The organism is Streptomyces griseorubiginosus, from assembly GCF_017614965.1.
In the GTDB taxonomy this organism is placed as follows: domain Bacteria; phylum Actinomycetota; class Actinomycetes; order Streptomycetales; family Streptomycetaceae; genus Streptomyces; species Streptomyces griseorubiginosus_B.
In genome coordinates this window covers 1-18,648 of sequence record NZ_WVUG01000076.1, presented here as the reverse complement: position 1 = coordinate 18,648, position 18,648 = coordinate 1, and the positions used below count along the sequence as shown (strand labels likewise).

General features: G+C 72.2%; 22 protein-coding genes. 14 read left to right on the top strand and 8 right to left on the bottom strand.

Annotated elements, in window-relative coordinates:
• From GRC12_RS16840 to GRC12_RS16810, 7 genes are read left to right on the top strand one after another with little or no spacing between them, the layout of a single operon-like run.
• Entirely contained in the window at window positions 1-264 is a 264-nt protein-coding gene (locus GRC12_RS16840) for a gas vesicle protein GvpG (RefSeq protein ID WP_208780102.1), read from the top strand.
• Window positions 261-977 (top strand): DNA primase, encoded by a 717-nt coding sequence (locus GRC12_RS16835; protein WP_208780101.1) that lies wholly within the window; start codon window positions 261-263, stop codon window positions 975-977. Before GRC12_RS16840 ends, GRC12_RS16835 begins: the two co-directional genes overlap by 4 nt.
• Window positions 974-2,125, top strand: coding sequence for an SRPBCC family protein (locus tag GRC12_RS16830; protein WP_208780100.1), 1,152 nt, complete (start codon window positions 974-976; stop codon window positions 2,123-2,125). Before GRC12_RS16835 ends, GRC12_RS16830 begins: the two co-directional genes overlap by 4 nt.
• Complete coding sequence (locus GRC12_RS16825) at window positions 2,122-2,472, top strand: gas vesicle protein (protein ID WP_133041851.1); 351 nt, start codon at window positions 2,122-2,124, stop codon at window positions 2,470-2,472. The genes GRC12_RS16830 and GRC12_RS16825 overlap by 4 nt, the downstream gene beginning before the upstream one ends.
• Window positions 2,469-3,236, top strand: a complete 768-nt coding sequence (locus tag GRC12_RS16820) for a GvpL/GvpF family gas vesicle protein (RefSeq protein ID WP_208780099.1) — start codon at window positions 2,469-2,471, stop codon at window positions 3,234-3,236. Before GRC12_RS16825 ends, GRC12_RS16820 begins: the two co-directional genes overlap by 4 nt.
• Window positions 3,233-3,421 (top strand): gas vesicle protein, encoded by a 189-nt coding sequence (locus GRC12_RS16815; RefSeq protein ID WP_133041853.1) that lies wholly within the window; start codon window positions 3,233-3,235, stop codon window positions 3,419-3,421. Before GRC12_RS16820 ends, GRC12_RS16815 begins: the two co-directional genes overlap by 4 nt.
• Window positions 3,418-3,702 carry a gas vesicle protein K gene (locus GRC12_RS16810; RefSeq protein WP_165954739.1) on the top strand — a complete coding sequence of 95 codons (285 nt, stop codon included), beginning with the start codon at window positions 3,418-3,420 and terminating at the stop codon, window positions 3,700-3,702. Before GRC12_RS16815 ends, GRC12_RS16810 begins: the two co-directional genes overlap by 4 nt.
• An 11-nt stretch (window positions 3,703-3,713) precedes the next feature.
• Here the strand turns inward: GRC12_RS16810 and GRC12_RS16805 are convergent, their stop codons facing one another.
• Complete coding sequence (locus GRC12_RS16805; RefSeq protein WP_208780098.1) at window positions 3,714-4,538, bottom strand: class I SAM-dependent methyltransferase; 825 nt, start codon at window positions 4,536-4,538, stop codon at window positions 3,714-3,716.
• 188 nt (window positions 4,539-4,726) lie between these two features.
• On the opposite strand from GRC12_RS16805, the gene GRC12_RS16800 reads away from it, so the two are divergent.
• Complete coding sequence (locus GRC12_RS16800; protein ID WP_208780097.1) at window positions 4,727-5,383, top strand: histidine phosphatase family protein; 657 nt, start codon at window positions 4,727-4,729, stop codon at window positions 5,381-5,383.
• Between the two features lie 42 nt (window positions 5,384-5,425).
• Window positions 5,426-7,045: an ABC-F family ATP-binding cassette domain-containing protein gene (locus GRC12_RS16795; protein WP_208780096.1), complete on the top strand. Its 1,620-nt coding sequence runs from the start codon at window positions 5,426-5,428 to the stop codon at window positions 7,043-7,045.
• Window positions 7,046-7,081: 36 nt separating this feature from the next.
• Here GRC12_RS16795 and GRC12_RS16790 read toward each other — a convergent pair whose 3' ends face one another.
• Complete coding sequence (locus tag GRC12_RS16790; RefSeq protein WP_208780095.1) at window positions 7,082-8,188, bottom strand: baeRF2 domain-containing protein; 1,107 nt, start codon at window positions 8,186-8,188, stop codon at window positions 7,082-7,084.
• A gap of 56 nt (window positions 8,189-8,244) precedes the next feature.
• On the opposite strand from GRC12_RS16790, the gene GRC12_RS16785 reads away from it, so the two are divergent.
• Entirely contained in the window at window positions 8,245-8,523 is a 279-nt protein-coding gene (locus GRC12_RS16785; protein ID WP_133041858.1) for a DUF6158 family protein, read from the top strand.
• Window positions 8,524-8,551: 28 nt separating this feature from the next.
• Here the strand turns inward: GRC12_RS16785 and GRC12_RS16780 are convergent, their stop codons facing one another.
• Genes GRC12_RS16780 through GRC12_RS16760 form a run of 5 tightly spaced genes read right to left on the bottom strand, consistent with a single transcriptional unit; the run spans window position 8,552 to window position 12,789 of the window.
• Window positions 8,552-10,693, bottom strand: coding sequence for a catalase (locus GRC12_RS16780; protein WP_208780094.1), 2,142 nt, complete (start codon window positions 10,691-10,693; stop codon window positions 8,552-8,554).
• The gene (locus tag GRC12_RS16775; protein WP_208780093.1) at window positions 10,693-11,235 is read right to left on the bottom strand and encodes a type 1 glutamine amidotransferase domain-containing protein; all 543 of its coding nucleotides are present in this window, start codon (window positions 11,233-11,235) and stop codon (window positions 10,693-10,695) included. Before GRC12_RS16775 ends, GRC12_RS16780 begins: the two co-directional genes overlap by 1 nt.
• A 5-nt stretch (window positions 11,236-11,240) precedes the next feature.
• Window positions 11,241-11,924: a diguanylate cyclase gene (locus tag GRC12_RS16770; RefSeq protein ID WP_208780092.1), complete on the bottom strand. Its 684-nt coding sequence runs from the start codon at window positions 11,922-11,924 to the stop codon at window positions 11,241-11,243.
• Entirely contained in the window at window positions 11,921-12,352 is a 432-nt protein-coding gene (locus GRC12_RS16765; RefSeq protein ID WP_208780091.1) for a CBS domain-containing protein, read from the bottom strand. The genes GRC12_RS16770 and GRC12_RS16765 overlap by 4 nt, the downstream gene beginning before the upstream one ends.
• 59 nt (window positions 12,353-12,411) lie before the next feature.
• Entirely contained in the window at window positions 12,412-12,789 is a 378-nt protein-coding gene (locus tag GRC12_RS16760) for a DUF2795 domain-containing protein (protein ID WP_208780090.1), read from the bottom strand.
• 129 nt (window positions 12,790-12,918) lie between these two features.
• On the opposite strand from GRC12_RS16760, the gene GRC12_RS16755 reads away from it, so the two are divergent.
• Entirely contained in the window at window positions 12,919-13,146 is a 228-nt protein-coding gene (locus GRC12_RS16755) for a hypothetical protein (protein WP_208780116.1), read from the top strand.
• On the opposite strand, the gene GRC12_RS16750 is transcribed toward GRC12_RS16755, so the two are convergent.
• Window positions 13,143-14,939: a thiamine pyrophosphate-requiring protein gene (locus GRC12_RS16750; protein WP_208780089.1), complete on the bottom strand. Its 1,797-nt coding sequence runs from the start codon at window positions 14,937-14,939 to the stop codon at window positions 13,143-13,145. The two genes, GRC12_RS16755 and GRC12_RS16750, sit on opposite strands and share 4 nt — an antisense overlap.
• A 256-nt stretch (window positions 14,940-15,195) precedes the next feature.
• Here GRC12_RS16750 and GRC12_RS16745 point away from each other — a divergent pair, with 256 nt between their 5' ends.
• From GRC12_RS16745 to GRC12_RS16735, 3 genes are all read left to right on the top strand, one after another.
• Window positions 15,196-15,990 carry an RNA polymerase sigma factor SigF gene (locus GRC12_RS16745; protein WP_208780088.1) on the top strand — a complete coding sequence of 265 codons (795 nt, stop codon included), beginning with the start codon at window positions 15,196-15,198 and terminating at the stop codon, window positions 15,988-15,990.
• A gap of 163 nt (window positions 15,991-16,153) precedes the next feature.
• Window positions 16,154-17,131 (top strand): hypothetical protein, encoded by a 978-nt coding sequence (locus GRC12_RS16740; RefSeq protein ID WP_208780115.1) that lies wholly within the window; start codon window positions 16,154-16,156, stop codon window positions 17,129-17,131.
• A 122-nt stretch (window positions 17,132-17,253) separates the two neighbouring features.
• Window positions 17,254-18,501, top strand: a complete 1,248-nt coding sequence (locus tag GRC12_RS16735; RefSeq protein WP_208780087.1) for an aminotransferase class I/II-fold pyridoxal phosphate-dependent enzyme — start codon at window positions 17,254-17,256, stop codon at window positions 18,499-18,501.
• Window positions 18,502-18,648 lie beyond the last annotated feature (147 nt).

Below are 18,648 nucleotides of genomic sequence, written 5' to 3'. Positions count from 1 at the left end.
GTGGGACTCATCAAGGAGCTGGTTCTGCTGCCCTTCGCCCCGGTGCGCGGCAGCGGCTGGGTGATCGGGCAGGTCCTGCGGGAGGCGGAGCGCATCTACTACGACCCCGCCGCGATCAGGGCCGAACTCGCGCGGCTGGAGGAGCGGCTGGAGGCCGGCGAGATCGACGAGGAGGAGTTCGACCGACAGGAGGACGAACTCCTGGACCGGCTGGAGACAGGCCTGCGCAGTGGCGCGGGCACGGGTGACGGGACGGCACGATGAACCGAGTGGGAATGGGCCTCGCCCTAGGGGCCGGATATCTTCTGGGACGTACCAAGAAGATGAAACTGGCGTTCGCCGTCGGCACCATGGTGGCCGGCAAGCGGATGCATCTGAGCCCGAAGGCGCTCGCGGACCTGATGTCCCAGCAACTGCAGAACAACCCGCAGTTCAAGGAGATCGGGGACCAGCTGCGCCAGGACCTGCGCGGGGTCGGCAAGGCGGCCTCCGGCGCGATGGTGGAGCGGCAGATCAACTCCCTCGCCGACCGTCTGCACAGCCGTACGGCGCAGGTCCACGACCAGCTCAGCGGCGTGGCCGGCACGGCCGCAGGCCGTGACTCCGGCGAGGAGGACGACGGCGCCGGGCGGGAGGACACTGAGGAAGAGGAGCCGCGCGAGGAGTACGACGAGGACGAGCCGGGGAACGAGGAGGAGGCCCCGGACGCGGAGGCCGAGGACGAGTCCCCGGACGAGGAGGAGGACGAGGCGGAGCCCGCGAAGCGGACCGCCAAGAAGGCCGCGAAGAAGACCGCGGCCCCGAAGTCCGCCGCCAAGAAGGCCCCGGCCAAGAAGACGGCGGCCAAGAAGACCGCGAGCAAGAAGGCCCCGGCGAAGAAGACCGCCAAGAAGACCGCCGGCCGTGGCGGCTCGGCGGCCAGGGGCGCGGCCCGCGGAGCCAGGACCCGCCTGCCGAAGGGAGACGGTGAGCGATGACCGAGACCCTCGGATCGGCGACCTCCGCCGCACGTGGAGCGACCGACAAGGCGAACCCGCTGACCGACCTCGCCCACAGCGAGGCCGCCGACCGCCTCAAGGCCGAACTGCAGGACTACCTGGCCGCGCAGGCCCAGCGACTGCTGACCGGCGTCGGCCGCAAGCTCGGCGAGACGACCGGCAAGCTCAACGACATAGCCGAGGGCAACAGCCCCGGCTTCGCCAAGCTCGCTCTCGACGGCGGCCGCAAGCTCGCCGAGGGCAAGGGGCCGCTGCGCTCCGCACTGGAGCTCGGTGCCTCCCGCGCCAAGGAGAACGTCGTGGATGCCTTCAAGAACCTCGGTGGGGGCAAGAGCAAGCGCAAGCGCGGGGCGGGCAAGAAGCCGACGGTGATCATCGAGTCCGTCGACGTGGGAGTGGACCGGCGCACGGCCTACGACCAGTGGACGCAGTACCAGGACTTCAGCACCTTCGCCAAGGGCGTCAAGAACGCCAGCCGCTCCGACGACACCCAGTCGGACTGGCAGCTGAAGGTCTTCTGGTCCAACCGCAGCTGGAAGGCGAAGACCACCGAGCAGATACCGGACGACCGGATCGCCTGGTCCTCGGAGGGCGCCAAGGGCACCACCAAGGGCGTCGTCTCCTTCCACCGCCTCGACGACAACCTGACCCGGGTGCTGCTGGTCATCGAGTACTACCCCTCGGGGCTGTTCGAGAAGACCGGCAACATCTGGCGCGCCCAGGGCCGCCGGGCCCGGCTCGACCTCAAGAACTACGTCCGCTTCATCACCCTCAAGGGCGAGGCCGAGGACAGCTGGCGCGGCGAGATCCGCGACGGCGAGGTGGTCCGCAGCCACGAGGACGCGATCGCCGAGGAGGAGCAGGAGGGCGAGGAGTCGTACGAGGGCGACGAGGAGGAGCCCAGGGACGACGAGGCGCGCGAGGAGGACGAGGAGACTCGCGCCGAGGACGAGGAAGAGCCCGAGGAGGACGAGGAGCCCCGGGACGAGGAGGAAGAAGAGGAGCCCGAGGAGCCCGAGGAGGACGAGGAGGAGGCCGAGGGCGAGTACGAGGACGAGGAAGAGCCGGAGTACGAGGACGAGGAAGAGCCCGAGTACGAGTACGCCGACGGCGGGAGCCGTCGATGAGCATGGCCGGCCGGATGCCCGAACCCTATGGACAGGGTTCGGGCGCCAACCTTGCCGACATCCTCGAGCGCGTGCTCGACAAGGGCATCGTGATCGCAGGTGACATCCGGATCAACCTGCTCGACATAGAACTCCTCACGATCAAGCTCCGGCTGATCGTCGCCTCGGTGGACAAGGCGAAGGAGATGGGCATCGACTGGTGGGAGACCGACCCCGCCCTTTCCTCCCGTGCCCGTCACAACGAACTCGCCCGGGAGAACGCCGAGTTGAAGGAACGGCTGGAGCGGATGGAACTCGACGGCGCGCAGCGTGCGGACCGGCGCGCCACGGAGGAGGAGGCCCCATGACCGGACTGCGGTACGTCTACGCCGTCTGCCGCCCCTTCGGCGCCCCGCTGCAGGCCCAGTTGAAGGGTGTGGCGGGCGATCCGCCCAGACTGCTGTCCCACCACGGCCTGATCGCCGTGGTGAGTCACGTACCGGAGCGGGACTTCGCCGAGGAGCCGCTCCGCAGGCGTCTGGAGGACCTGGACTGGCTGACCGAGACGGCGAGGGCCCACCAGAGCGTGATCGACGCCCTCACCGTGGTCACCACCCCGCTGCCCCTGCGGCTCGCCACCGTCTTCCGGGACGACAGCGGGGTCCGCGTCATGCTGGAGGAGCGCGAGGAGGACTTCCGGCGCACCCTGGACCGGCTGCAGGGCCGCGTCGAGTGGGGCGTCAAGGTGTACGTCGAGAACGGTCCGGAGACCGGAGCGGAGCCCGCGCAAAAGCCGGCGTCGGGCCGGGACTATCTGCGGCAGCGGCGGATGCGGGCGCGGGCGCACGAGGATCTGTGGCAACAGACGGAGGAGTTCGCCAACGGTCTGCACAGCACGCTGTCCCGGTATGCCGAGGACTCCCGGCTGCACGCCCCGCAGAATCCCGCACTGTCCGGGGTTTCCGGGCGCAATGTGCTCAACGCCGCCTATCTCGTGCCGCGTGACCATTCCGAGGAATTCGTGGAGCTGGTGGACCGGACGAAGGACCAGACAAAGGTGGACAGTCCCGGAATCCGGGTGGAACTCACCGGGCCGTGGGCCGCCTATTCCTTCGCGGGAGAAGAAGCATGACCGTCATCGAACGCCGGGAGATCGCCCTCGTGGACCTGCTCGACCGGCTGCTCGCCGGCGGGGTCGTCATCACGGGGGACATCACGCTGCGCATCGCGGACGTCGATCTGGTGCGCATCGATCTCAACGCGCTGATCAGCTCGGTCAACGAGCAGGTGCCGTCGCCCTGGGGGGAGTTGCTGTGACCGCACGTCGAGGCCGGATGGACCTGGAGCCGGACACCGTCGAGCGCGACCTGGTCAAACTCGTCCTGACCGTCGTGGAGTTGCTGCGCCAGCTCATGGAGCGCCAGGCGCTGCGCCGCTTCGACGTGGGCGACCTCACCGAGGACCAGGAGGAGCGGATCGGGCTCACCCTCATGCTCCTCGACGACCGGATGACCGAACTGCGCGAGCGGTACGGGCTGCGGCCCGAGGATCTCAATCTGGACCTCGGACCGCTCGGACCGCTGCTGCCCCGGGAATGACTCCCGCTGAATCAGACGTCGTCTTTCCTGCACAGGATTTCCCCGTGGAGGACGGCGAACCAGCCGTCCTCGTGCTCGCCCCACTCCCGCCAGGCCCGTGACACCGCCCGCAGCTGTTCCACGGTGGCGTGCCCGCCGTCGGTGGCCCGCTCAGCGTACGCGGAGGCCATCGTCCGGTCCGCCCACAGACCGCTCCACCAGGCCCGCTCCTCGGGCGTCGAGTAGGTCCAGGTGCTGGAGGTGGCGGTGATGTCGGTCAGGCCCGCCCGCAGCGCCCAGGACCTCAGCCGGCGCCCGGCGTCCGGCTCCCCGCCGTTGGCCCGGGCCACCCGCCGGTACAGGTCCAGCCAGTCGTCCATGCCGGCCGACTCCGGATACCAGGTCATCGCCGCGTAGTCGCCGTCGCGTGCGGCGATGAACCCGCCCGGCCTGGTGACCCGCCGCATCTCGCGCAGGGCCTGCACCGGGTCCCCGACGTGCTGCAGCACCTGGTGGGCGTGGACGACGCAGAAGGTGTCGTCGGGGTAGTCCAGGGCGTGGACGTCGGCGACCGCGAAGTCGACGTTGACCAGGCCGCGTTCGGCGGCCGTGGCCCGGGCCTGGTCCAGAATGCCCGGCGCGTGGTCGACGCCGGTGACATGGCCGTCGGGGACCAGGGCCGCCAGGTCGGCGGTGATGGTGCCGGGGCCGCAGCCGATGTCCAGGATCCGCATGTGCGGCTTGAGGGAGCCGAGCAGATAGGCCGCGGAGTTGGCGGCGGTCCGCCAGGTGTGCGACCGCAGCACCGACTCGTGGTGCCCGTGCGTGTAGACGGCGGTCTCCTGCGACTTCGACATGACGAACTCCCCTGTTCGACGGCTTGCCGGTACGCACAACGGTACGCCCGCATGTCGGAATGTGAGACCTGCGTATTGCGATATGGACTGACGCTACGTCAGTCGAGAGGAGGTGTGAGTCGCGGCGGTTACCCTGAAGTGCCCGTTTCCCGTTCCGCGGGCGATCGCCGAGCCCGGAGGGTCCCTGAATGCGTCTGCTCCTCGTACGTCACGGCCAGACCCCCAGCAATGTCGGCAATCTGCTGGACACGGCCGTCCCGGGACCGGGCCTGACCCCACTGGGCGAGCGGCAGGCCGCGGCGCTGCCGGAGGCCCTGGCCGACGAGGACATCGAGGCCCTGTACGCCTCCACGCTGGTGCGTACGCAGCTCACCGCCGCGCCGCTGGCCGCCGCACGGGGCCTGGAGGTCCTGGTCCGGGACGGGATCCGGGAGCTGTCCGCGGGGGAGCTGGAGATGCTGCCCGGGGACACGGAGCAGGGCGAGCTGTACATGAAGACGGTGTTCGCCTGGGCCGACGGGGACACGGCGCTGCGGATGCCGGGCGGCGAGACGGGCGAGGAGGCGCTGGCGCGCTACGACGCGGTGGTCGCGGAGGCCGCCGGCAGCGGGGCCCGCACGGTCGCCATGGTCAGCCACGGCGCGGCGATCCGGATGTGGACGGCCGTCCGCGCGGACAACGTCGACGTGCCGTTCGCCGCGGCCCACCCCCTGCGCAACACCGGTGTGGTGATCCTGGAGGGCTCGCCCTCGGACGGGTGGAAGGCGTTGTCGTGGGCGGGGGCCGTCGTCGCTCCCAGCGGCGACAGCGGTCCCGCCGGACAGTCCGTCGACGACGTGCGATAAGGGTTTGCCCCGCCCCGCCGGTCGCCCGCAGAATGCCTCCTCATGGGACATCTGGAAGCCGCGCATCTCGAGTACCACCTCCCCGACGGGAGGGCGCTGCTCGGCGATGTGTCCTTCCGGGTGGGGGAAGGGGCCGCCGTGGCCCTGGTGGGCCCCAACGGCGCGGGGAAGACCACCCTGCTGCGGCTGATCTCCGGCGAGCTGAAGCCGCACGGCGGCACCGTCACCGTCAGCGGCGGGCTCGGCGTGATGCGGCAGTTCGTCGGGTCCGTACGGGACGAGACGACCGTGCGGGACCTGCTGGTGTCGGTGGCGCCGCCCCGGATCCGCGAGGCCGCGCAGGCCGTCGACCGGGCCGAGCACGCCATCATGACCGTCGACGACGAGGCCGCCCAGCTGACCTACGCGCAGGCGCTCGCCGACTGGGCCGAGGCGCGGGGGTACGAGGCCGAGACGCTGTGGGACATGTGCACCACGGCCGCGCTCGGGGTGCCGTACGAGAAGGCGCAGTTCCGGCAGGTGCGCACGCTGTCCGGCGGTGAGCAGAAGCGGCTGGTGCTGGAGGCGCTGCTGCGCGGCACCGACGAGGTGCTGCTGCTCGACGAGCCCGACAACTACCTGGACGTGCCCGGCAAGCGCTGGCTGGAGGAGCGGCTGAAGGAGACCCGCAAGACGGTGCTCTTCGTCTCCCACGACCGTGAACTCCTCTCGCGGGCCGCCGAGAAGATCGTCTCCGTGGAGCCGGGCCCCGCCGGTGCCGACGCCTGGGTGCACGGCGGCGGCTTCGCCACCTACCACGACGCCCGGCGTGAACGCTTCGCGCGGTTCGAGGAGTTGCGCCGCCGCTGGGACGAGAAGCACGCCCAGCTGAAGAAGCTGGTGCTGAACCTCCGTCAGGCGGCCACCGTCAGCCATGAACTGGCCACCCGCTACCAGGCCGCGCAGACCCGGCTCAGGAAGTTCGAGGAGGCGGGACCGCCGCCCGAGCCGCCGCGCGAGCAGGACATCACCATGCGGCTCAAGGGCGGTCGTACCGGCGTAAGGGCCGTGACCTGCAAGCAACTCGAGCTGACCGGGCTGATGAAGCCCTTCGACCTGGAGGTCTTCTACGGCGAACGGGTCGCCGTCCTCGGCTCCAACGGCTCCGGCAAGTCGCACTTCCTGCGGCTGCTGGCCGGCGAGGACGTGGCGCACTCGGGGGAGTGGAAGCTCGGGGCGCGCGTGGTGCCCGGGCACTTCGCCCAGACCCACGCCCACCCCGAGCTCCAGGGCCGCACCCTGCTGGACATCCTGTGGCAGGAGCACTCCCAGGACCGGGGCGCGGCGATGTCCCGGCTGCGCCGCTACGAGCTGACCGGCCAGGCCGAACAGGCCTTCGACCGGCTCTCCGGCGGCCAGCAGGCCCGCTTCCAGATCCTGCTCCTCGAGCTGCAGGGCGTGACGGCCCTGTTGCTCGACGAGCCGACCGACAACCTCGACCTGGAGTCCGCGGAGGCGCTCCAGGAGGGCCTGGAGGCCTTCGACGGAACGGTGCTCGCGGTCACCCACGACCGCTGGTTCGCGCGCTCGTTCGACCGCTATCTGGTCTTCGGCAGCGACGGACGCGTCCGGGAGACACCGGAAGCGGTGTGGGACGAGCGGAGGGTGGAGCGGGCACGCTAGGCCGCCGGAGGGTGGAGCGGGCGCGGTGGGCCGCGCTCACGTCCACCTGAGCAGCGCCCCCAGTCCGCCCACCGGGGCCTCCCGCCCCTGCGCCGGGGTCACCGACAGTGCCGGGGCCCCGGTGGCGACCGCCGACCGGATCAGCGCGTCGTCCGCGCGGGCCGGCCACGAGTGCTGTTCGCCCAGGATCTTGAGATCCGTGCGACGGACGGCGAGCTGGTCCGGGTCCTCGCCGATCCACACCTCGCGGTGCGCGTCGGGGCCGTCCGGGCGGATCAGCAGCTCGTCGATGCGGTGCTCGCGGGCGGCCTCCACCAGCGCGGGCACGCCCTCCACGGCCGCCGCGCGGCCCTCGCCGTCCGGTTCGCGGGCAGCCAGGAACCGTTCCAGCTCCCGCTCGGCCCGCTGCCGTACGTGATCCGCGCGCGCCTGCTCGACCTCCTCGTCCAGCAGCCTGCTGCCGGTGCCGTGCGAGGCTTCGACGGCCAGGTCCTTCAGATGCGCCGGCAGCCGCTCGTGCACCGACCGCCGCTCCCGGTCGTCACCCACCAGGATCAGCAGGTCGGCCCGGGTCTCCTCCTGGCAGGCGGCGACGGCCTCGGCGATCTCGGCCGCGTTGTGCTCCCAGGTGTTCTCCACCTTCAGCTGGAAGTGCCGCTCCGACCAGTCCACCGTGCTCGTACGGTGCACCGGCCACTGCCGCCCGGTGACCGAGCCGGCGTCCTCGCTCCCGAGCGAGCTGCGCAGCTCCAGGTCGGCGCCCTTGCGGTCGATGTACGCCACCACGCACACCGGGTCCTCGCCGGCCAGCTCCAGCAGGGGAGCGGCGTGCGGCAGGGGCGCCCACACGGCATGGTCCCGCTGCGGGGGACGGGCCAGCGGAGGATCGAGGACCACCTCGCCGGCCCGGGCGAACACGGCCCGGCCGTTCGGTTCGGAGGAGTGCCGCAGCTCTTCCAGCGCCTCGCGCACCGCCCGGCAGGTGGCCTCGTCGGCGCCCTGCCGGTCCAGGTCGCGGGCCAGTGCCACGGCCGTCAGATGGCGCTCGTGGGGAGTGGCCTCCGAGTGCCGGGACGTGTCCACGTACACGGAGGCCCAAGGGCCCGGATGTTCGTAGAGTGGATGCAGAAAGGCGAGATCCATGGCTCCCTCCCGGATGCCGCTTGGGGTTGTTGCTGCCGGGCGGGTACCCGGACCGCATGGACGAACACGACGAGCGGATCACCACCATGACCGGAGTCGACGCCAGCAGGCTGGACGACCAGCAGCTCATGAAGGAGCTGGAGACGATCCACCGCACGCGCCACGACACGCTGCTGTACGGCTCGAGCGACGCGCTCCGGGCCCACAACGACCGCATGGCCGAGCTGGAGGGCGAGTATCTGCGCCGCAACCCCCAGCGCATGGTGGCCGCGGGCCGCACCCGCGAAGGCGCCCGGGAACGCCAGAGCGGGGAGTCGGTGACTCCCCGCTCCTGACGCGCGACCGGACGCCCGACCGCACCGGTCAGTGGCGCACCGGAGGCCGGTCCCGGTGCCGGTGCGCCGCGATCGCGTCGACGAACGCCCGTGCGAACTCCGCGCCGGCGGGACCCGGCGACGCGTCCGTCACCACACCCCGGTCGGCGATCACGCCCCGCGAGCCGGTGGACAGCTCGACGCCCTGGGGCTGGAGGACGGACAGCACCTCCACGCCCGAGCCGAGCGCGCCCACCGGCTTGCCGTGCAGATAGGCGCTCCGCACGAAGCGCAGCGCGTCCGGGTCCTCGGCCACCGGCGGCGTCCCGTCCGGACCGCCGGGCACCAGCACGGCGTCGTACAGCACGGAGGCGACCGTCGGCAGCGCCCGGTCCACCGCGTACGTCTCCCCGTCGGCGCCCGTGACGGTGCCGTCGGCCGGAGCGAGCGCCTCGACGATCGCGCCCTCGGCGGCCAGCGTCTCCCGCACCGAGGTCACCTGCGCCGCGTCGACGCCGTCGGTGACCAGGACCGCGATCTGCCGGGTGCGGATCGAGCCGTCGCCGCGCAGTGCCTGAAGGCTCAGCGCCGGGGACTCCTGCTTGTACGGCGTCTCCTGCCCGGCCGGTTCCGGAACACCGATGCCGCGGGCCACGGCAGCCGCCAACTCCCCGTCCACCTTGGCGAGTTGCTCGACCGTACGGGCCCGTACCGTCATCGCCCCGACCTTGCCGAGCTCGAACCGGTAGGCGTCGACGATGTGCTGCTTCTCCCAGTCGGTCATGCTGTGGAAGAACAGCGCGGCCTGGCTGTAGTGGTCCTTGAAACTCTCGCTCCGTTTGCGGATCTTGGCGCCGTCGACCCGCTCCGCGAAGGGGGTGCCCCCGCGTGAGTCTGTTCGAGCGTGGGGGAGGGTGTACGCGTGCCCGTCTACTCCGGCGTGCGCGGGGCAGCCGCCGCCGAGCGAGTTCGGGAAGTAGTTCGTGCCCCGATGGATGGCGCTCTGGTGGTAGCCGTCGCGCTGGTTGGTGCGCACCGGCGCCACGGGCCGGTTGACCGGGATCTGCGTGAAGTTCGGGCCGCCCAGCCGGATCAACTGCGTGTCCAGGTAGGAGAAGTTGCGGGCCTGCAGCAGCGGGTCGTTGGTGAAGTCGATGCCGGGCACGACGTTGCCGGTGTGGAAGGCGACCTGCTCGGTCTCGGCGAAGAAATTCTCCGGGTTGCGGTCGAGCACCATCCGGCCGATCGGCCGGACCGGCACCTGCTCCTCGGGAATGATCTTCGTGGCGTCGAGCAGGTCGAAGTCGAAGGCGAACTCGTCCTCCTCCGGCACCAGTTGCACGCCCAGCTCCCACTCCGGGTACTCGCCGGCCTCGATCGCGTCCCACAGGTCGCGCCGGTTGAAGTCCGGGTCACGGCCCTGGCACTCCTGCGCCTCGTCCCACACCAGCGAGTGCACGCCCAGCTTCGGCTTCCAGTGGAACTTCACGAACGTGCCGCGGCCCGCCGCGTTCACGAACCGGAAGGTGTGCACGCCGAAGCCCTGCATCATGCGGTAGCTGCGCGGGATCGCCCGGTCCGACATCAGCCACATGATGGCGTGCAGGGTCTCCGGCTGCAGCGACACGAAGTCCCACAGGGTGTCGTGCGCGGAGGCGCCGGTCGGGATGTCGTTGTGCGGCTCGGGCTTGACCGCGTGCACGAAGTCGGGGAACTTGATGCCGTCCTGGATGAAGAAGACGGGGAAGTTGTTCCCGACGAGGTCGTAATTGCCCTCCGACGTGTAGAACTTGGTCGCGAAGCCGCGCACGTCCCGCACGGTGTCCGCCGAGCCCTTCGGGCCCTGCACGGTGGAGAACCTGACGAAGACCGGCGTGCGCACCGAAGGGTCCTGCAGAAAGGCGGCACGGGTGAACTCGGCGCAGGACTCGTACGGTTCGAAGTAGCCGTACGCGCCCGCTCCCCGGGCATGCACCACCCGCTCCGGGATCCGCTCGTGGTCGAAATGGGTGAGCTTCTCCCGGAAGTGGAAGTCCTCCATCAAGGTCGGCCCACGCTCACCCGCGGCCAGTGAGTCGTCGGTGTGGTCGACCTCCACACCCTGGTCGGTGGTGAGCGGCCCGGCGGCAGGGTCGTCCGCGTGGAAGGCCTCGCGCTGGTGCTGCTTGCGGTCCTCGCCCGGGGCACCCATCAGCCGGCCCCCTCGGAGAAGACGTGCAGGAAGGCCTCGCAGAACGCCTTGAGATCGTCCGGCTTGCGGCTGGTGATCAGCTTGTTGCCGCCGTTGTCGTCGATCTTCACCTGCTCGTCCACCCAGGTGCCGCCCGCGTTGCGGATGTCGGTCCGCAGGCTCGGCCACGAGGTGAGGGTGCGGCCGCGCACGACGTCCGCCTCGACCAGGGTCCACGGGGCGTGGCAGATCGCCGCGACCGGGCGGCCCTGCTCGAAGAAGTCCCGCACGAACGACACGGCCTTGTCGTCCATGCGCAGGAAGTCGGGGTTGGCCACGCCGCCGGGCAGCACCAGCGCGCCGAACGAGCCGGCCGATGCCTCGCCGACGACCTCGTCCACGGGGAAGGTGTCCGCCTTGTCGAGGTGGTTGAAGGCCTGGACCTCACCGGACTGCGTCGACACCAGCACGGGCTCGTGTCCGGCGTCCTTGGCCGCCTGCCACGGATCGGTCAGCTCGATCTGCTCGACGCCCTCGGGGGCGGTCAGGAATGCGATACGCATGATGTTCAACGTCCTTTCCTCGTGCGCCACGTCGCTCGGTCCGAGGCGCGTTTGCGGTTACGGCGACCCGTGCGCACGCAGCGCAGGAGTTCCTCGCCGTACGGCAGCACCACACAGGTGCCGATGGCCGCGGCGATACCGGCGAGGTAGCCGCGGGACAGGGGCCGGCGTCGGGGCACCAGCCGCCACGCGTCGGCGTCACCACCGCCCCCGCGCAACAGCGACGTCACCTGGTCGGCGTGCAGGCACATCAGGGCGGCCAGCGCGCCGAAGGGCAGCGACTTCAGGAAACTGTGGATGTGCTGCTCGACCGGCTTGACCTCGCGGTCGCTGTCGACGGCCGTCCGCACGTCCCACAGCGCGGTCGCCTCGTGCACCGCGGCGCCGCCCAACTGCACCGACAGGAGCAGCGGGTTGACCTCGTAGCGCAGGGTCAGCGCGATGGGGACGCCGATCTCGGCCATCATCAGCGTGGGGGTCCCCCCACGCTTTTGGCAGTGGGGGAGGATCAGCGATTCCTTGGTGCCCGCCGTGTCCTCGATGCGGGTGCGGCGGTGCATCGCCCAGTCGGCGAGGCCGGGTACGAACCAGCCGGGCAGCAGTCCGTAGAGGAGATACCGGGTGGTGACGTCGGCGACGTCGACCGTGCTGGTGCCTGCGGTGATGTCTGCGGCGCGGCCGCGGGTCATACGGTGCCCCCGTCGTCGGGTTCGGCCCGGCTGATCTCGGCCAGCGCCGAGTCCGGGTCCTCGGCCTCGGCGAGGTCGCCGAGGGTGACCACACCGACCGGCAGACCGTTCTCGACGACCGGCAGCCGGCGTACGGCGTGCGTGCGCATCAGCGCGACGGCCGTCTCGACGGGGTCGTCGGGAGCGACCATCACCGGGTCCGGGGTGCACACGGACCGGGCGCTCACCGTCAGCGGGTCGACGCCCTCCGCGACCGCCCGCACCGTGATGTCACGGTCGGTGAGCACGCCGACGATCCGCTGGCCGTCGGCGACGACCACGTCGCCGATGTCCTGCGCGCGCATCAGCTGCGCCGCCTCGACGAGTGACGCGTCCGGGCGGACGGCGACCACGCCCGGCGTCATGACCTCCCTGACGAAATCAGCCATCACAGTGGGCCTTCCTCCGCTTCCCGGCCGCCGGAACCCCGCGACCGCCATCGCTACGGCTACCGCTCTCGCCCGGCCTCGACGACCGCCTCGGCCAGCTGCTGGACCGTCGTGTAGCGCGCCGACCCGGGCAGGTGGTCCACCCGCTCGGTCAGGGTGTCGGGCGCGTGCGCCTGGCGCAGGGCTGCGGTCAGTTCCCGGGGGCCCGCGGGGAACACGTGGCGGTTCAGATGGCGCGCCAGTTCGGTGCGGACCCTGGCCAGGGACGCGGTGTTCGCGACGGGGCCGCCCGCGACCTCCGGGTCGTCGTCGGCGGTGGGCTCCGGATCGTGCCATTCCTCCGTCCGCGTGGGGCGCCCGGACCGGAGCAGCCCCTGGAGCTCGTGCTTCATCTCCTCGTCGCGGTGGACGCTCAGCCGGTCACTTCCTCGCTGCATGAGTGGTCCCTCCAGATCTTCGCGAGTGGGCACCGCGTACCCGAGGACCGGAGGCCGACACGGGGTTTGCGCGGCGAACCCCGGGAGACCCGGAGCTGACCCCCCACGCCCCGGAGAGGGAGGACGGCCATGCCACTGCTCGCCGTGATCATCCCGCTCCTCATGCTCGGCGTGGTGCTCGCACTGGGCCGTTACGAGGAGCTTCTGCTGCCGACGAGGAAGACCGACCGGAGCGAGGACCCCCCGGCCGGCCCCCTGGGTGCGACGCTGCCGCTCAGGATGCCGCCGAGCCGGGGCCCGGCCCGGGCGGTCGCCGCCAGGAAGCACCCGCCCGCGCCCTCGGGCCCGGCGGCCTAGCTCTTCTTCTCCCGGCCCGGCAGGAACTCCTGCACCTTCGCCTTGAAGCCCTGCTTGACCATGGACGAGCGGTCCGCGTCGCCCTTCAGGATCGAGGCGGCCGTCGCCTCCATCTGCTCCCACGTGGCGTGCGGCGGGACCGGCGGCACCGCCGGGTCGGTCAGGAACTCCAGCACCGCGGGACCGTCCGCCTCCAGACCGGCCCGCCAGGCCGCCTCGACGTCCTCCGGCTTCTCGACCCGGATCCCGGTCAGCCCCAGCGAGCGGGCGAACGCCGCGTACTGCACGTCCGGGATCGCCTGCGAGGGCAGGAACGACGGGGCACCCTCCATGGCCCGCATCTCCCACGTCACCTGGTTGAGGTCCTGGTTGTTCCACACGGCCACGATCAGCCGCGGGTCCTCCCACAGATCCCGGTACTTGGCGGCCGTGATCAGCTCCGCCAGACCGTTCATCTGCATCGCGCCGTCCCCGACCAGCGCGATCGCCGGACGGTCCGGATGGGCGAACTTCGCACCGATCGCGTACGGCACCCCGGGGCCCATCGTCGCGAGCGTGCCGGACAGGGAGCCGCGCAAGGTGCCCCGCATCGTCAGGTGCCGCGCGTACCAGTTCGCCGTCGAGCCCGAGTCGGACGTCACGATCGCGTCGTCCGGCAGCAGCGGATCGAGCACGTGCGCCACGTACTCGGGGTTGATCGGGTCCGCCGAGAGCTGCGCCCGGCGGTCCATCACATCGCGCCAGCGCGTGACGTTGGCGCACACCGTGTCGTACCACTCGCGCCCGCGACCCTCCTCGATCAGCGGGATCAGCCGCTCCAGGGTCGCCTTCGCGTCGCCGACGAGGTTCACCTCGTACGGATAGCGCATCCCGACCATGTGCGGGTCGATGTCGATCTGCACCCCGCGCGCCTTGCCGAACTCCGGCAGGAACTGCGTGTACGGGAAGGACGATCCGATGGTGAGCAGGGTGTCGCAGTCCCGCATCAGCTCGTACGACGGACGGGTGCCCAGCAGGCCGATCGAGCCGGTGACGTACGGGAGTTCGTCGCTGAGGACGTCCTTGCCGAGCAGCGCCTTCGCCACCCCCGCGCCGAGCAGTTCGGCGATCCGCTCGACCTCGGCGCGCGCGCCCGCGGCGCCCTGGCCGACCAGAATGGCCACCTTGTCACCGGAGTTGAGGATCTCCGCCGCCCGGCGCACCGACTCCTCGGACGGAATCGCCGTCCAGGAACTGCGGTCCAGGCTGGAGGGCACCATCTTGAACTCGTGCGTGGGAGCGGAGTAGTCGAGCTCCTGCACGTCACCGGGGACGATGATCGCGGTGGGGGAGCGGCGCGCGTACGCGGTGCGGATCGCGCGGTCGATGACGTTGGGCAGCTGCTCGGGGACCGTCACCGTCTCGATGAAGTCCGAGGCGACGTCCTTGAACAGCGTGTGCAGGTCGACCTCCTGCTGGTAGGAGCCGCCCATCGCCGTGCGATGCGTCTGCCCCACGATCGCCAGCACCGGGACATGGTCCAGCTTGGCGTCGTACAGGCCGTTCAGGAGGTGGATGGCGCCGGGCCCCGAGGTCGCCGCGCACACCCCGAGACGGCCGCTGAACTTGGCATAGCCGACCGCCTCGAACGCGGCCATCTCCTCGTGCCGGGCCTGGACGAACCGGGGCTTGTTCTCGGCCCGCCCCCACGCGGCGAGCAGGCCGTTGATGCCGTCGCCCGGATAACCGAAGACGTGGTCCACCCCCCACTCGCGCAGCCTCTGCAGGATGTGGTCGGAGACCTTGGTGCTCATCTGGGGAACCTCCCGGGCCGTGACGTCAACGGGCAGCGGTCGTCTGCTGACCGAGTCACCCCGCGGGCCGGGGGAAAACATGCGCGGTGTTTGCGGCAGGGGGCGGGGGGCAGGCGCAGTTGCAGTGCTTCGGACCGGAGGCACGTCCGTGGGAGCGGCAGCGCGCCGCCCCCGGCCGCGACCGTTCCCGAGCTCGCGGCCGTACTCCACGGTGACCGTCCAACCCAGAGCACCCTCTGAGGAGTTGCGACGCATCATGCCCACCCGAGTGAGCGCGAAGCACCACCCGCACGACGACGCACCCGATACCGCCGAGGACTTCCGCAGGCTCGCCTCGCTGCCTCCCGGCCCGCAGCGCGAGAGCTTGCGCGAACGGGTGGTCGAGGCCTGGCTGCCGATGGCCGAACGGCTCGCGGGCCGTTTCCGCAGCCGCGGCGAGAGCTACGAGGACCTGCGCCAGGTCGCGGCCCTCGGACTGGTCAAGGCCGTGGACCGGTACGACCCCGCGCTCGGCAACGCCTTCGAGAGCTACGCCGTGCCCACCATCACCGGCGAGATCAAGCGGCACTTCCGTGACCACATGTGGACCCTGCACGTGCCGCGCCGGGTGCAGGACCTGCGCAACCGCGTCCGGATCGCGACCCAGGACCTCTCCCAGACCGTCTCCGGGCGCAGGCCCACCGTGGCGGAGATCGCCGAGCACGCCGAGATGAGCGAGGAGGACGTGCGGGCCGGCCTGGAGGCGCTGGAGAGCTTCACGGCCCTCTCGCTCGACGCCGAGCTGCCCGGCAGCGAGGACGGCTACTCCCTGAGCGACGCGCTCGGCTCGGCCGACCCGGCGCTGGAGACGGTGGTGGACCGCGAGGCCGTCGCCCCCCAACTGGCCGCCCTGCCCGAACGCGAGCGGGCCATCCTCTACATGCGCTTCTTCGGCGACATGACCCAGAGCCGCATCGCCGAGCAGCTCGGCATCTCGCAGATGCACGTGTCCCGGCTGATCAGCCGGTGCTGCGACCGGGTCCGCGAAGAGGTCATGCGCGAGTCCGGTTGAGCGGGAGGGTCCTTCGGGGCGGCCGCCGGTGTCACCCGGTCGGACCCCGGTGTCCCGCGAATGGGGTCCGGCCGCGCGCGGCGTGGCGCGCGGCGGGCTGTGATGGCTGTGAGGCATGGCCACCGTGCCCCGCCCGCAGTCGTCGCTCGAAGGAGCCCACCCCATGCGCAGCACCGCCCGTGTCCTGTCCGCCGCGGCCCTGGCCAGTGCGGTGGTCGGCTTCGCCGCCTCGGCCGCTCTCGCGGACCCGGCCGCGGAGGTCAGCCCGGCCACCGGCTCGCCGGGCGGCAGCGTCACCGTCTCGGTGACCTGTGAGCCCACCGGCGGCCCCGCCCCCGCGACGCTGGAAGCGACCTCGCAGGCCTTCGAGGACGGCACCGTCCAGCTCCAGCGGGTTCCGGGAGAGGACGGGGCGACCGCCCCCGCGCGCACCGCCTACCGCGGCGCCGCCCGTCTCGCCGCCGCCGACACCCTCACGGCCGACGCCCCTGACGCGGCCACCCAGGACTCGCCCTGGACCGTCGACGGCACCTGCCCGGCGGCCCCCGGCGCACAGGGCAAGGCGTGGAGCGCCTCGTTCCATGTGAACCGCGGCGACGGCGCGGGCGGTGCGGGCGATACCCGGCCCGCCGGCGAGGGCGCGGGCGGTGCGGGCGATACCCGGCCCGCCGGCGACGGCGCGGGCGGCGGAGCGGACAGCCGGCCCGCCGGCGACGGCGCGGGCATCATCCCGCCGGGCGACGACGAAGCAGCCGTCACTCCGCCCGGCGAAGACGGCCAAGCCGTCACTCCGCCCGGCGACGTCCAGGGCGTCACCCGCCCCGGCGAGGACGGCCAGGGCGTCACCCGCCCCGGCGAGGACGGCCAGGGCGTCACCCGGCCTGGCGAGGACGGCCAGGGCGTCACCCGGCCTGGCGAGGACAGCGACCCGTGCCGCGAGAAGTCCGCCGACTCCGCCGACTCCGCCGACTCCGCCGACTCCTGCGACCCCGCCGTCATCCAGCGCGGCGTACGGGCCGGTGAGGGCGGTTCCTTCACCGACTCCGTGCCCGCCCTGGTCGCCGGTGGCATCCTGATCGCGGGCGCGCTGGGCGCCGCCGCGTACCGGCTGTGGCGCCGGGACACCGTGACCGGCCGCTGACCCCGGCCGCCGCATGTGACGGGCGCAACCCGGTCCGGCCGCCATGGACGGGCGGCTCACTGGGTACTCCGAGCCCAGGGCCGCGCCCCGCGCCGGCCCAGCAGTCCACAACGGAGGTAGGGATGCCGCGGACCGACCCGGAAGGCCACGGCCCCGTCCGTTTCGGGCCGCCCCTTCCCGAGGACGGCCTGCCCGTACTGCCCGAACTCGCCGCCGTTCTCGCCGCGTCGGCCGCCCGCGCCGACAGCGAGCCCGTCGGCGGCGGCCCCGCGCTCATCGAGGCCGCCTGCGGCTACTGGGGGCGCCGCGGACTCGCCGCCGGCCCCGACCGCGTGGCCGCCGGCCCCGGCGCCCCCGCCCTGCTGCTCGCCCTGACCGCCGCGCTCGGCGGCGACGTCCTGGTGCCCCGGCCCTGCGCGGCCTGGTGGGCGCCGTACGCGCGCCTGTTGGGAAGACCCGTCTTCCATGTCGCGACGCCCGCCGAGAGCGGTGGCGTCCCGGACCCGTACGCGCTGCTGGAGACCGTCCGCCGGGTGCGCGACGAGGGCGGTGACCCGCGGCTGCTGGTGCTGTCCGTCGCCGACGACCCCACCGCCACCGTCGCCCCGCCCGAGGCGCTGCACGCCTGCCTGGAGGCCGCCGCGGGCGAGGGGCTGCACCTGGTCAGCGACGAGACCTGGCGCGACACCCTGCACGCCCCGCACGACACCGTGCTGCTCAGCCCCGCCGAGATGCTTCCCGACCGGGTCACCGTCGTCACCGACCTGGCCGGCGCCCTGCTGCCGCCCGGCTGGCCGGCCGCCGTGGCGCGCTTCCCTTCCGGCGAGGCCGGCAACGACCTGCACGCGCGCGTGCTCGACGTGCTGACCGCCCTCGGCGCCCGCGTCGCCGGCCCGGTCGCCGCCCCGGCCGTGTACGCGCTGGGCGAGCCCGAGCCGGTCACCGCGCGTGTGGCCGCCACCGTCCGCCTGCACGCGCGCGTGGCCGCCGCCGTGCACGCGGCCGTCGTCGCCGCGGGCGCCCTGGCCCGCCCGCCCCAGGCCGGCCGTCACCTCTACGCCGACCTCGGACCGCTGCGCTCCGCGCTCGCCGGACACGGCGTCGGCGACGCGCAGGAACTGGAGGACTTCCTCGCCGCCCGCCTCGGCATGCCCGCACCCGGCGGCCACCGCTTCGGCGACGAACTCGGCGCCCTGCGCGTGCGGCTGTCCACCGGCCCGCTGCTGGGCGTGAGCGACGAGGAGCGCGCGGAATGTCTCACCGCACCCTCGCCGTTGGAACTGCCACACGTGCAACGCGCGTTGAACCAAGTGAAGTCGGTCTTCGACGACCTCCGCGACGACGCTCGGCGATGGGAGCCTCCTCGATGACGCAGCAGTCCGAGTCGACCACCACCACGACCCCCCGGGAAGCCGACGAGCCGCCGTCCACCACCGGGTTCGCGCCCCCGTTCCCCCCGCTCGCCGAGCCGCGCCCGCTGAGCGAGCGCCGGGTGTGGCCCCGGACCTTCCACGACC